13 protein-coding genes are annotated in these 12507 nt (G+C 56.9%); 5 read left to right on the top strand and 8 right to left on the bottom strand.

What is annotated here, in order from left to right:
- Positions 1-11: 11 nt before the first annotated feature.
- Genes B9Z44_RS11830 through dnaE form a run of 3 tightly spaced genes read right to left on the bottom strand, consistent with a single transcriptional unit; the run spans position 12 to position 4939 of the window.
- Positions 12-899 carry a DMT family transporter gene (locus B9Z44_RS11830; RefSeq protein ID WP_108402526.1) on the bottom strand — a complete coding sequence of 296 codons (888 nt, stop codon included), beginning with the start codon at positions 897-899 and terminating at the stop codon, positions 12-14.
- Positions 899-1462 (bottom strand): CDP-diacylglycerol--glycerol-3-phosphate 3-phosphatidyltransferase, encoded by a 564-nt coding sequence (gene pgsA, locus B9Z44_RS11825; protein ID WP_108359023.1) that lies wholly within the window; start codon positions 1460-1462, stop codon positions 899-901. The genes B9Z44_RS11830 and pgsA overlap by 1 nt, the downstream gene beginning before the upstream one ends.
- A 6-nt stretch (positions 1463-1468) precedes the next feature.
- Entirely contained in the window at positions 1469-4939 is a 3471-nt protein-coding gene (gene dnaE / locus B9Z44_RS11820; protein WP_108402525.1) for a DNA polymerase III subunit alpha, read from the bottom strand.
- 41 nt (positions 4940-4980) lie between these two features.
- Here dnaE and B9Z44_RS11815 point away from each other — a divergent pair, with 41 nt between their 5' ends.
- Positions 4981-5772 carry a sulfurtransferase gene (locus B9Z44_RS11815; protein WP_108402524.1) on the top strand — a complete coding sequence of 264 codons (792 nt, stop codon included), beginning with the start codon at positions 4981-4983 and terminating at the stop codon, positions 5770-5772.
- Here B9Z44_RS11815 and B9Z44_RS11810 read toward each other — a convergent pair.
- From B9Z44_RS11810 to B9Z44_RS11795, 4 genes are all read right to left on the bottom strand, one after another.
- Complete coding sequence (locus B9Z44_RS11810) at positions 5738-6436, bottom strand: DUF599 domain-containing protein (RefSeq protein WP_108359026.1); 699 nt, start codon at positions 6434-6436, stop codon at positions 5738-5740. The genes B9Z44_RS11815 and B9Z44_RS11810 overlap by 35 nt on opposite strands.
- Before the next feature lie 91 nt (positions 6437-6527).
- Positions 6528-7061 carry a flavodoxin family protein gene (locus tag B9Z44_RS11805; RefSeq protein ID WP_108359027.1) on the bottom strand — a complete coding sequence of 178 codons (534 nt, stop codon included), beginning with the start codon at positions 7059-7061 and terminating at the stop codon, positions 6528-6530.
- A gap of 49 nt (positions 7062-7110) precedes the next feature.
- Entirely contained in the window at positions 7111-7512 is a 402-nt protein-coding gene (locus tag B9Z44_RS11800) for a DoxX family protein (RefSeq protein WP_108402523.1), read from the bottom strand.
- A gap of 48 nt (positions 7513-7560) precedes the next feature.
- A complete protein-coding gene (locus B9Z44_RS11795) occupies positions 7561-8256 on the bottom strand; it encodes a pirin family protein (RefSeq protein ID WP_108402522.1) in 696 nt (231 codons plus the stop codon).
- Between the two features lie 113 nt (positions 8257-8369).
- Between B9Z44_RS11795 and B9Z44_RS11790 the strand changes: the two genes are divergently transcribed.
- From B9Z44_RS11790 to gluQRS, 3 genes are read left to right on the top strand one after another with little or no spacing between them, the layout of a single operon-like run.
- Positions 8370-9347 (top strand): LysR substrate-binding domain-containing protein, encoded by a 978-nt coding sequence (locus B9Z44_RS11790; protein ID WP_108359030.1) that lies wholly within the window; start codon positions 8370-8372, stop codon positions 9345-9347.
- 9 nt (positions 9348-9356) lie between these two features.
- Complete coding sequence (locus tag B9Z44_RS11785) at positions 9357-10424, top strand: NAD(P)/FAD-dependent oxidoreductase (protein ID WP_108359031.1); 1068 nt, start codon at positions 9357-9359, stop codon at positions 10422-10424.
- Positions 10425-11312, top strand: a complete 888-nt coding sequence (gluQRS, locus tag B9Z44_RS11780) for a tRNA glutamyl-Q(34) synthetase GluQRS (protein ID WP_108402521.1) — start codon at positions 10425-10427, stop codon at positions 11310-11312.
- On the opposite strand, the gene B9Z44_RS11775 is transcribed toward gluQRS, so the two are convergent.
- A complete protein-coding gene (locus tag B9Z44_RS11775; protein WP_108402520.1) occupies positions 11287-11664 on the bottom strand; it encodes a nuclear transport factor 2 family protein in 378 nt (125 codons plus the stop codon). The two genes, gluQRS and B9Z44_RS11775, sit on opposite strands and share 26 nt — an antisense overlap.
- A 111-nt stretch (positions 11665-11775) precedes the next feature.
- Between B9Z44_RS11775 and trmB the strand changes: the two genes are divergently transcribed.
- On the top strand, positions 11776-12504 hold the full coding sequence (trmB, locus tag B9Z44_RS11770; RefSeq protein ID WP_108402519.1) for a tRNA (guanosine(46)-N7)-methyltransferase TrmB: 729 nt from the start codon (positions 11776-11778) through the stop codon (positions 12502-12504).
- Positions 12505-12507: the final 3 nt, after the last annotated feature.

Genomic DNA, 12507 nt, shown 5'->3' with positions numbered 1-12507 from the left:
ACCTTTAAAAATCAAGCCGTGATTTTAGGTGGCCGTACCACTAAGCTCACCCCAACAGCGGTCACCGCAATGCCTGCAAGTGTCACCAAGGTGATGGGCTCGTTGAACAAAACCCATGCCATCACGGCGGTGGTGGGTGGCACCAAATACATGAGACTGGTCACTGCCGCGGCAGCACCACGTTGGATGAGGATGTAAAACAGCGAGCTGCCGCCCAAGGTCAATGCCAGCACAGACCATGCAAGCGCCCAGGTCATCTCAGCATTCCACAAGGCGGGTTCAGTTTCCATCAGCGCGATTGGCAAGGTCACCACGTACGCGGCCATGAGCTGCACGGCATTGGCGGTGCGCACATCGCATGGCTTCACAAAACGTTTTTGATGCAGCGTGCCGGTGGTGATGGACACCAAGGCCATGATGATCATGGTCAGGCTCCATGGCGTGACTTCAATACCGCCGTCGAGTTTGCGCGACACCACCATAGCCAAGCCCACAAAACCCAAAGCCAACCCTTGCCACTGGCGACGCGACACATGGCCACCGCGTGCCGACAACCAAATGGCCGTGAGCACGGGTTGCAATCCCACAATCAAAGCGGTCAAGCCTGCGCCCATGCCCACTTTGACGGCAGCCCAGACGCCGCCCAAATAACCAGCGTGCATCAACACACCCGTGACCGCCAAATGCAGCCACTGCACCCTGCCCTGTGGCCAAGGCACACGCGCCCATTTGACCCACAGCACAAAACACAGAATGGAAAAAATGTAGCGCCACAGCAAGAAAGTAAACGGTGGCGAATTGGGCATGCCGTAGCGCGCCACGATGAAGCCTGTGCTCCATATCAACACAAACACCACAGGCATGGCGCGCAGCCATGCTTGGCTGTGCTGGTTCTCCATTACTTGGCGTGATCCAAGATATCAGGCCAAGCCTTTTGCAGGTAGTACACCATCGACCAAACGGTCAACACGCCTGCAATCCAAATGAGTACCGTGCCCCACAAGGCGGTGTCAATCAAGCCAAACAACTGACCATCAAACAACAAGAACGGGATCGCCACCATTTGCACCATGGTCTTGAGCTTGCCCAGCACATGCACAGCCACACTGCGCGACGCGCCGATTTGTGCCATCCACTCGCGCAAAGCAGAGATGGCAATTTCGCGCCCAATGATGATGAGCGCCACCAACACATCGGCGCGCCCAAGGTGCACCAAGATCAGCAAACTCGCACACACCAAAAACTTGTCGGCGACTGGGTCGAGAAAAGCGCCGAAGGCTGACGACTGGTTGAGCTTGCGCGCCAAGTAACCATCGAGCCAATCGGTCAAAGCGAACACCACAAACATCACGGTGGCCCACAGGTTGCGCTCTGCGGTTTCAATGGGCAAGTAAAACAGCCCCACGATCAAAGGAATGGCCGCAATGCGTGCCAGTGTCATGAGCGTAGGAATGGTCCACATAAATGGTTACTCGTAAATGATGTGTGATTGCCCATCGTGGGCCTGTGCCATCCAACTGGCTAAGGCCGCATCGCTAGGGAAAAATTTGGCGCTATCGCCCAGCTGTACATCAGCGGTGGCGCCGTCGCGCAGCAGCTTCAATCGTACGCCCATGCCGCGCACCAACTCGCCCTGCTCGGATTGCTCCACTTTGGCGGGGTGTTCACGCAAGAGACGGGCGATGTCGGGCGAGGTGCCGTTGACAGTAACGCTGAGGTATTTGCCAAAGCGGCAACGCGCTTGCTCCAAGCTCCACACTTGTTGGATGGACAAACGCAAGCCGCCCGAAAAACGATCGGGCTGCGCCTTGCCCATGATGATGACTAGCTCGTCATCTTTCAAGGTGTTGCGGTAGGTGTTGATGGTGGCCTCGTCAGCCGTGGCTTCAATCACTGCTGATTTGTCGTCCAGCTTGAAGATGGCGAGCTTGCCGCGTTGCCCGTTGATGACACGCATATCGCTGACGATGCCCGACAACAACTGTGGCTCGCGCGAGTCCATCAAGTCTTCAATGCGGGTGCGGGCAAAGCGACGCACCTCGCGCTCGACTTCGTCAAACAAGTGGCCAGACAAGTAAAAGCCCAGTGCCACTTTTTCGTGCGTGAGGCGCTCTTTCACGCCCCAAGGCAGCATCTCCACGTATTCGGGTTCTTGGGTGCTGGAACCGTGGGCGTCTTCGCCCATCATGTCAAACAGGCCGCCTTGGTTGGCGTTGGCTTCGCTGGCTGAGGCAAAGTCAAACGCACGTTCTACGCTGGCCAACAGCTCGGCACGGTTGAGGTGCAAGTTGTCAAACGCACCGGCTTTGATGAGGGCTTCGACCGTGCGTTTGTTCAAACGGCTGCGGTCCACGCGGCGGCAAAAATCGAACAGACTGGTGAATGGCCCCTCTTCGCGCGCAGCCACGATGGCTTCAATCGCTTGTTGGCCTGAACCTTTGATGGCGCCTAGGCCATAGCGAATGACTTTGTCTGAAATAGGTTCGAAGCGGTAGAAGCCTCGGTTCACATCGGGTGCTTCAAAGGTGAGGCCCATCTTGTGGGCGTCTTCAAACAACACCTTGAGCTTGTCGGTGTTGTCCATCTCCACCGTCATGTTGGCGCAGAAGAACTCGGCCGTGTAATGCACCTTCAACCAACCGGTGTGATACGCCAGCAGCGAATAAGCAGCGGCGTGCGACTTGTTAAAACCGTAGCCCGCAAACTTCTCCATCAAGTCAAAAATTTCGTCGGCTTTGTCTTGGGTGATGTTGTTTTTGGCAGCACCAGCGCGGAAGATTTCGCGGTGCTCCGCCATCTCCTCGGGCTTCTTTTTACCCATGGCGCGGCGCAACATGTCGGCGCCACCGAGTGAGTAGCCGCCCAAAATCTGCGCGGTCTGCATCACCTGCTCTTGGTACACCATGATGCCGTAGGTCTCGGACAGCATCTCAGCCACCATGGGGTGTGGGTACTCGATGGTTTCGCGTCCGTGCTTACGCGCCACGAAGCTTGGAATCAAGTCCATCGGACCGGGCCGGTACAAGGCGTTCAGCGCAATCAAGTCTTCCAAACGCGTGGGACGCGCATCGCGCAACATGCCCTGCATGCCGCGACTTTCAAACTGGAACACAGCTTCGGTTTTGCCGTCTTGGAACAGTTCGTACGTGCGCTTGTCGTCAAGCGGGATGTTTTCAAACGCGAAGTTCTCTTGGCCCTTGTGACGGGCCATGATGAACTCGCGCGCAATCTCCAAAATGGTCAGGGTGGCCAAGCCCAAAAAGTCGAACTTCACCAAGCCCGCGGCTTCGACGTCGTCTTTGTCAAACTGGCTCACCGCCGATTCGCTGCCCGGCTGTTGGTACAGCGGACAGAAGTCGGTCAACTTGCCCGGCGCAATCAACACACCACCCGCGTGCATGCCCACGTTACGCGTCATGCCTTCGAGCTTTTGCGCCAGCTCCAACAAGGTTTTGACTTCATCCTCTTTGGCCAAACGCTCGGCCAAGATGGGCTCCACCTCAATCGCGCCAGCGATGGTGATGTGCTGCCCCGGCTTGTTGGGAATCAAGCCGCTGATGCCCTTGCAGAAGGTGTAGCTCATGTCGAGCACACGCCCCACGTCACCAATCGCGGCACGCGCCGCCATGGTGCCGAAGGTGGCAATTTGCGACACGGCATCGCGGCCGTATTTGTCTTTCACGTAGTCAATCACGCGGTCGCGGTTGGTTTGGCAAAAGTCAATGTCAAAGTCGGGCATGGAGACCCGCTCGGGGTTCAAGAAACGCTCGAACAGCAAGTTGTATTGCAGCGGGTCAAGGTCGGTGATCTTCAGCGCATAGGCCACAAGTGAACCAGCACCCGAGCCACGGCCTGGGCCCACGGGGCAGCCATTGGCCTTGGCCCACTGAATGAAGTCACCCACGATCAAGAAGTAGCCGGGAAAGCCCATGTTCAAAATCGTGTTCAGCTCAAACTCCAAGCGGTCCACATAACGTGGACGCTCCTCGTTGCGTTTGGCCTCCACTGGATAAAGGTGCAGCAAGCGTGCTTCGAGGCCTTCGTGCGACACGTGGCGGAAATACGCTTCCACAGACATCACCACACCGTTCACAGGCGGGATGGGAAAGTTGGGCAGCTGCGGCTTGCCAAGCACCAAGGTCAAGTTGCAACGCTTGGCAATCTCCACCGTGTTGGCAATGGCACTGGGCACATCGGCAAACAGCTCGCACATTTGTGCGGATGATTTGAAATACTGCTCACGTGTGAACTTGCGCACACGGCGTTGGTTCCCCAAGATTTCGCCTTCGGCAATGCACACACGCGCTTCGTGCGCTTCGTAGTCGTCGGGCTGTGTGAACTGCACAGGGTGTGTGGCCACCACGGGCAGGCTCAGGCGCGCGGCCAGCTGAACAGCGGCAGACACATGGGTTTCGTCATCCGCACGGCCTGCACGTTGCAGCTCAATGTAAAAACGATGCGGAAAGATGCCTGCCAACAGCAAGGCCACTTCGCCTGCACGTGTGGTGTCGCCTTGCACCAAGGCTTGGCCCACTGCACCGGCTTGCGCGCCCGACAAAGCAATCAGGCCTTGCGACAACTCTTGCAGCCACTCTAGCTTGATGACAGCCACGGCTCTGTGCACGTTTTGTGTCCAGCCACGGCTGATAAGTTCGCACAGGTTCAAGTAACCCTGATGGTTTTGCACCAAGAGCACCATGCGCGAGGTCTGCGCGGCGTCTTGGGTGAGGCTCTCTAGGTAAATCTCGGCGCCGATGACGGGCTTGACGCCCTTGCCACGGGTTTCTTTGTAAAACTTGATGGCGCCATACAGGTTGTTGATGTCCGTGATGGCCAGTGCGGGTTGCTGGTCAGTTGCGGCTGCTTTCACCACCTCGTCGATGCGGTTGGTCCCGTCAACGACAGAAAATTCAGAGTGGAGGCGCAGGTGAACAAACATGCGACAGATTGTAGGGACACGCCGTTACATAGAATCGCTGGGTGAACCAAATTCTGAATATTTCTTGCTACAAATTCGTCGCCCTGCCCGACGCCCAAGACCTGCGCCAGCCTTGCTTGGACAACGCTTTGGCGCGCCAGCTCAAAGGCACCATCCTGATAGCAGAAGAAGGCATTAATTTCTTCTTAGCCGGTAGCGCCGAAGATGTGCGCAGCTTTGTCGACTGGCTGCGCACCGATGCACGCTTGGCCGACCTGGCACCCAAAGAAAGCTGGTCTGACACGCAGCCGTTTCGCAAGATGCTGGTGAAGGTGAAAAACGAAATCATCCGCATGAACCACCCCAGCATTCGCCCCGCCCAAGGCCGCGCACCTGCGGTGACGCCCGAAACAGCGAAACGTTGGTTAGACCAAGGCCACGACGACGAAGGCCGCCCGGTGGTCACGCTGGACACACGCAATCAGTTTGAGGTGGATGCCGGCACTTTCAAAAACACCATCAACTGGGGCATCACCAAGTTCACCGAATTTCCTGATGCGGTGCAAGCGCACTTAGACGAGTTGCAAGACAAAACCGTCATCAGCTTTTGCACCGGCGGCATTCGCTGCGAGAAAGCCGCCATTTACATGCGCAATGCGGGCTTGCCGCATGTGTACCAGCTCGAAGGCGGCATCCTCAAATACTTTGAAGAAGTGGGCAACGACCACTACGACGGCGGCTGCTTTGTGTTTGACGAGCGCCGTGCTGTGGGCGCTGATTTGAGTGCCACGGGCTTGACGCCCGAAGGCACCTTCCCCGTCACTGCTCCAACAGCGTCAACACCTCAGACTTGAATTCACGGGTGTACAAAACGCCCGTCACCAGCAGCGTGGTCAGCAAAAACATGACGGGTGAGAAAAACCAGCCCAGTGCAGCAAACGAAAAATAGTAGGCACGCAAGCCGCCATTGAAGGTCTCAGCGGCCAAGCCTGTCATGGCAGCCGCACGATCGGCATAGTGCTGGCGGTCTGTCACCTCACCACTTTGAAAGCTCTCAGCGGGAGGCATGGCGCCAATCAGCAGCGCTACAAAGGTGTACTGACGCATCGACCATGAGAAGCGAAAGAACGAGTACACAAAAATCACCACTAGCACCAAGATCTTGAATTCAAACACCAAGATGGGGGTTTGCACAGCAAACGGAATTTCGCGCACCAGCTCAGCCGCTTTGTCGGTGGTGCCCAGCAAGGCAAACAAACCGCCCAAAATCAAAATGGTGGTGGAACAAAAAAATGCAGGCGTGGCCGACAAAGTTTGCGTGATGATGCCGTCCAACATGCGCGGATCGCGTGCGGTGGTTTGCAACATCCACAGGTGGCGATAACGGTTGGTCATGGCCAAGATGGAGTGGTGGTGCTCGCTGCTGTACTTCGCAAATGCGGCGTAGCCCATCCAAACCAAAACAAAAAATCCGAGTGCGAACCAATCGGCCCAAGGCAGCAGTTGAATGATCTTCATGGCCTGAATACTAACCAAAGAAAAAGGGCAGCTCTGTCGAACTGCCCTTTTATTTCACACCCCGTAGATGACGGGGTAGGTTGACCGCGAATTAACCGCGCAACTTGGCAGCCACAGCGGCCACGCGCTCGCCGTAGGCTTTGGCGGTGTCCAAGTCACCTTGAGGAATGTCAGCCGCTGGGCTGGTAGGGCCGACTTGCGCCATCACGCCCGAGTTAGAACCAATGCGGTTGATGTTGCCGTCGTTCATGGCGGGTTGACCCACCCACACCATGCCTTGTTGCATGGCCAAAGTGATGAAGTACTGAACGGTCGACAGCTTGTCGCCGCTCGGGCTGGCAGAGATAGTGAAGCCGCCAGCGACTTTGTCTTTCCAAGCGCTGCTGAACCAACGCTTAGACGTGGCGTCTGCAAACTTCTTGAACTGCCATGAGGCCATGCCCATGTAGGTGGGCGAGCCAAAGATGATGGCGTCAGCCGCATCCAAAGCTTCCCAATCGGCATCGGTGATGTTGCCGTCTGCATCGATGGCGATGACAGTGGCTTTTGCGCCTTCGGCCACGAACTGTGCCACGCGTTGTGTGTGGCCGTAGCCTGAGTGATAAACGACGACAGTTTTAGTCATGGTGTGTTCCTAATGAGGTTAAAAAAATACAAGTAAGAAATGCTGTCAATTATTGAGCTTCTTTTTTGGCATCAAGGCTGAAACCTGCGGCACCAGAAGACACCAACACCAACAAGCCACCAATCACGCCGATGTTCTTGAAGAACAAGAGCTGTTGCACAAACGCTTGCTCAGGCGCAGCTGCCCAGAAAGCGTGGAAGAAGACAGATGCCACCAACGTGAACACCGCCAGCACGGCAGCTGCGATGCGGGTTTGGAAGCCCACGATCAAAGCAACAGAGCCCAAAATTTCGACAGCCAGCGCTGCAGCCGCAGCCACAGTGGGCAATGGCAAACCGACCGAAGAGATGTAGCCCACAGTGCCTTCAAAACCAGACAGCTTTGACAAGCCTGCTGGCAAGAAAAGAGCCGCCAACAAAAGACGGCCGATGAGGTTGATTGCGTTGTTCATAAAAAGTTTCCTTTGATTGAGTTGATGAATTAAAAAATGAAATAAAAATCAGGGCGCCAAATCAAACACCAGAACCTCGGCATCTTGGCCGTGGGTCAAGCTAATGGTCGGTTCGTTATCCAACAGTGCGGCGTCGCCCGTGGTCAATGCCACACCGTTGACTTGTAAGGCACCACGAATCAAGTGCACATAGGCTTTACGTCCAGGGGCGATGGTCAAGGTGGCGGCCTCGTTGCCTTCAAACAAGCCCGCGTACAGCGCCGCGTCGGCATGGATCTTCACCACTGCGCCATCGGGTGCAGCAATGCGACTCAGCGCCCCACGCTTTGATGCGGGTGGCACTTCTTTTTGCTCGTAGCTGGCAGGAATGCCGCGCACATTGGGTTCAATCCAAATCTGGAAGAAATGTGTGGTCTCAGCTGGCGCGTGGTTGAACTCGCTGTGCTGCACGCCACTGCCCGCACTCATGCGCTGCACATCGCCAGGCGGGATGCCTTTGATGTTGCCCATGTCGTCTTTGTGGGCCAAGTTACCGCTGAGCACATAGCTGATGATTTCCATGTCACGGTGACCGTGCGTGCCAAAACCTGTGCCCGGCGCAATGCGGTCTTCGTTGATGACGCGCAAATTCCCCCAACCCATGAACTCAGGGTTGTAGTAATTGGCAAACGAAAAGCTGTGGAACGACTTGAGCCAGCCGTGATCGGCATAGCCTCGGTCTTGTGATTTGCGAATGGTCAACATGACTTGTTCTCCTGTTTTCTCTTGACCTGAACTTTAGGTCTTCGCCGCCCTTTTGCCATGCATCGCATTTGATGGCATCATTCAAATTATTTGAATGATTAAAGCCTGATTGCATGACTTCTCCCCGTGACGTCCTCACCCCCGATTCGCTGTCTATGCTGCACGCGATTGAAAAAGCAGGCAGCTTCGCGGCTGCCGCCCGCGCGCTCGGGCTGGTGCCCAGCGCCCTCACCTACCGCGTGCGCCAGATAGAAGACGCACTCGACGTGCTGCTGTTTGACCGCAGCTCGCGTCAAGCCAAGCTCACCGCCGCAGGTCATGAACTGTTGCGCGAAGGTGAGCGCCTGCTGGCCGACATGGATGCCATTGCCAACCGTGTCAAGCGTGTGGCCACAGGATGGGAAAGCCAGTTCACCATCGCGGTGGACGGCATCATCGACCGCACCACCGTGATGGAATTGTGCGAGGCATTTATGGCCCTGAATGCCCCCACACGGCTCAAGCTGCGCGACGAAACACTCACAGGCACACTTGAAGCCCTCACCAGCGGCCAAGCCGACTTGGCATTAGGCATTCCCGGCTCTTTCAGCGACAGCGGGAGCGCCTCAGGCATTCACAGCCATGTGCTTGGCCCTATGCGCTTCGTGTTTGCGGTGGCACCGCACCACCCGTTGGCACAAGCACCCGAACCATTGACCGATGCACTTATTGGCCAACACCGAGCCGTGGCGGTGGCCGATTCGGTGCAGCGCGGCGCAGGGGTGACCATTGGCTTGCTGCCCGGTCAAGACGTGTTCACCGTGTCCACCATGCATTGCAAAATTGAAGCGCAGGTGCGCGGCCTCGGCGTAGGCTTTGTCCCCGAGTTGATGGTGCAGCCCTTGATTGACCAAGGCGTGTTGGTGGTGCGCGAAGTGGACCGACCGCAACGCGTGGCCCAACTCAGTTACGCTTGGCGCATCCCCGATGGCAGCGAGGGCGAGCGCGGCGGTCGCGCTTTGCAGTGGTGGCTCAAACAACTCAAAAGCACCACCACACGTTCTGCGCTATTGGTGAACCCCCGCCCCAATTCACCCACACGGAAGGTGTAGAGTGCAGCCATGACATTAAACATCGCCATCATCGGAGCCGGCATCGCTGGCATCACAGCAGCCCGCACTTTGGCCAACGCTGGCCACCATGTGCACGTGTTTGAAAAGAGCCGAGGCGCAGGTGGTCGCATGTCCACCCGCCTGAGTAACTTCGGCACTTTTGACCACGGCACGCAGTACTTCACCGTGCGCGACCCACGCTTCTCGCTGGCCTTGCAAACCGTCCCCGGCACTGCCGACATTTGCCGCCCTTGGAGCGCCAACGCCGTGCGCGTGCTCGACCCACTGGGCCATGTGTTTGAAGCAGCACGCGCCACCAAAGACGCGCACTTTGTGGCCAAGCCCGGCATGAACGCCTTGGTCCGTCACTGGGCCGAGCCTCTGGGCAAAGCCATCACCTACAACACGCAAGTCAACCGCTTAGAACGCGGCGCCAAAGGCTTGTGGACACTGCATGCCGTCAATAGCACCTCTGGCAAAGAAGTGGCGCAAAAGCACGCCGGCTTTGACCATGTGTTGCTCGCCATACCCTCGGTGCAAGCCGAGAACTTACTCAAAGCTTCCGGCAAAGAAGCTGCGCATGCGCAATGGCTCAAAGCCATGAACGCCGTCGACGTGGCCCCATGCTGGACCATGATGGTGGCCTTCCCTAACGCCACGCAACCCAACCTACACATCGGCCCACAGTGGAACGCGGCACGCAGCATTCACCACCGCATTGCGTGGTTGGCCCGCGAGTCATCCAAGCCTGGTCGTGGCAAGGTGGAACGTTGGACCGTGCAAGCCAGTGCCGCTTGGTCTGCCGAACACATCACCGACACCGAAGCCCGTGTGAAAGCCAAACTCTTGCGCGCGTTTGCTGAACTGACGGGCATCCGCGCAGAGCCTGCACATGCCGAGTTGCACCGCTGGCTGTATGCCAAAACCATCACACCACTGGGTGTCTCGCACCAGTACAACCCAGCCAATGGCTTGGGCACCTGTGGTGACTGGCACTTGGGCCACCGCGTGGAAGACGCGTTTGTGTCTGGCCTTGAACTCGCCTTGGCTGTTTGCCAATCCGCCAAGCGTTTGTAATTGCCGTACACCGGTCGATTCGCTCCCTCTCCCACGGGCCCGCTGCATGCGGGCTCGCTCGTTGCTGCTCTTGCCAGTTGGCTAGACGCTCGTGCACACGGCGGCCAATGGCTGGTGCGCATCGAAGACGTGGACACACCGCGCTGCATACCCGGCGCAGACCAACGCATCCTGCAACAGCTCGCCACGTGCGGTCTTGTCCCTGATGCACCTGTGATGTGGCAATCGCAACGCAGCGATGCCTACCAAGCCGCGCTGGATGCGTTGATCGCCAAAGGCTGGGCCTATCCCTGCGGCTGTTCACGCAAAGAAATTGAAGATGCCCAAGCCTTGATGGGTCACACGCGTGAGCGCCATACCGCCGCCGTTTACCCCGGCACCTGCCGTGATGGTTTGAAAGGCAAAGCCGCACGAGCATGGCGGCTGGATATTCAGCGTGTGATCGACGATTCAAAACTGCCCACACCCCTGACATGGCAAGACCGTTTGCTGGGAAATCAACAACAAGACGTTGCGAAGGAAGTAGGCGACTTTGTGCTGCTTCGTGCCGACGGCCTGTGGGCCTACCAACTCGCGGTGGTGGTGGACGATGCTGCACAAGGCATCACACACATCGTGCGCGGCGCAGACCTGACCGACAACACTGCACGACAAATCGTGTTGCAACGTGCATTGGTTTTGGCTACACCTTGCTACATGCACACGCCGTTGGTGTTGGGCGAGAACGGGGAAAAACTCAGCAAACAAAACGGCGCTGAGGCTTTGGACCTCTCCAACCCTTTGGCTGCACTGAATGCCGCTGCCGCACGACTCAAACTAGCGCCCCAAAGTGGCTCGCACACAGAGGCACTGACTTTCTGGGTCAAGGCTTATGAAAAGTCGATGTAAAGACCTGCCAGTCATCCTTCGTGCGTATCACCTGGTACGACTGCCTCCAACGGCGAATCAACTCACCTTCGTTTGACAGCATCAGCCAATCAAAAGACACGAGCCAACTGTCTTGCCCTAGCGCCAGCACTTCAAAATTTCCCGTCTCAAACCGTGCATACCCTTCGGCCCGCCAAGCGCTTGAAACAGACGCATACAAACGCGCTCCGTCTGCATGCGTAGGAATGACCATCACCGAACCATCAGCTCGCACGCTCATCGCAGGCTCATGAAACAAGGCGGCAAAACTCGCCCAGTTTTGTTGATCAAACTCGGATTGGTAACGCTTGAAAAAATTAATCATGTCTTGCATCAATCTGAGTCCTTTTCTTTAAGAAACGAATTATGCGAGAGCCGTTGCCATGCCAAACTTGTGTCCATGCGGTCCCGCGATAATGGGCGCATATTTCTAGATTTTTCAGACATGACCACCGCCGACACGCCCACAACTCCAGAAGCCACAAAATCCGACACGCCATTCATGCGCGTGATCAAAACCTACGTGCTGCGTGCTGGACGTATGGGCCCTGGCCAAACGCGCGCGTTTGAACAATTTGGGCCCAAGTTTTTGGTGCCTTACACACCTGAGCGCTTGGATGTGGCTGCAGCCTTTGGCCGCTCTGCCCCGTTGATTTTGGAAATTGGTTTTGGCATGGGCGACGCCACGGCCAAGATTGCGCACACGCGCCCTGACGACAACTTTTTGTGCTGCGAAGTTCACGTGCCTGGCGTGGGTGCGTTGCTCAAGCGCTGCGGCGAAGAAAGCATTGGCAACATCCGCATCGTGCAGCACGACGCGATCGAGGTGATGGACCACATGCTGGGCGAAAACAGCTTAGACGGCGTACACATCTTCTTCCCCGACCCTTGGCACAAAAGTCGTCACCACAAGCGCCGCTTGATTCAAAGCGCGTTTGTCAACCGCTTGGCCAAACACATCAAACCCGGCGGCTATTTGCACTTGGCCACCGACTGGGAACCGTATGCGGAGCAAATGATGCAAGTCGTGTCTGCCGAGCCGCTGCTCAAGAACACCGCCACTGACCCCAGTGGCTTTGCCGAAAAGCCCGCTTACCGACCACTCACCAAGTTTGAAAACCGAGGCTTGAAACTCGGCCATGGTGTGTGGGACTTGGTGTTCACCAGGGTCTAAAGG

Origin of the sequence: Limnohabitans curvus (assembly GCF_003063475.1) — a bacterium.
Lineage (GTDB): Bacteria > Pseudomonadota > Gammaproteobacteria > Burkholderiales > Burkholderiaceae_C > Limnohabitans > Limnohabitans curvus.
The sequence above is the reverse complement of the archived record's forward strand: the minus strand, read 5'-3'. Positions and strand labels throughout refer to the sequence as shown.

Coding starts and splice junctions, on each gene's coding strand:
- B9Z44_RS11830 (WP_108402526.1), bottom strand. CDS start 899: ATGGAGAACCAGCACAGCCAAGCATGGCTGCGCGCCATGCCTGTGGTG.
- pgsA (WP_108359023.1), bottom strand. CDS start 1,462: ATGTGGACCATTCCTACGCTCATGACACTGGCACGCATTGCGGCCATT.
- dnaE (WP_108402525.1), bottom strand. CDS start 4,939: ATGTTTGTTCACCTGCGCCTCCACTCTGAATTTTCTGTCGTTGACGGG.
- B9Z44_RS11810 (WP_108359026.1), bottom strand. CDS start 6,436: ATGAAGATCATTCAACTGCTGCCTTGGGCCGATTGGTTCGCACTCGGA.
- B9Z44_RS11805 (WP_108359027.1), bottom strand. CDS start 7,061: ATGACTAAAACTGTCGTCGTTTATCACTCAGGCTACGGCCACACACAA.
- B9Z44_RS11800 (WP_108402523.1), bottom strand. CDS start 7,512: ATGAACAACGCAATCAACCTCATCGGCCGTCTTTTGTTGGCGGCTCTT.
- B9Z44_RS11795 (WP_108402522.1), bottom strand. CDS start 8,256: ATGTTGACCATTCGCAAATCACAAGACCGAGGCTATGCCGATCACGGC.
- B9Z44_RS11790 (WP_108359030.1), top strand. CDS start 8,370: ATGACTTCTCCCCGTGACGTCCTCACCCCCGATTCGCTGTCTATGCTG.
- B9Z44_RS11785 (WP_108359031.1), top strand. CDS start 9,357: ATGACATTAAACATCGCCATCATCGGAGCCGGCATCGCTGGCATCACA.
- B9Z44_RS11775 (WP_108402520.1), bottom strand. CDS start 11,664: ATGCAAGACATGATTAATTTTTTCAAGCGTTACCAATCCGAGTTTGAT.
- trmB (WP_108402519.1), top strand. CDS start 11,776: ATGACCACCGCCGACACGCCCACAACTCCAGAAGCCACAAAATCCGAC.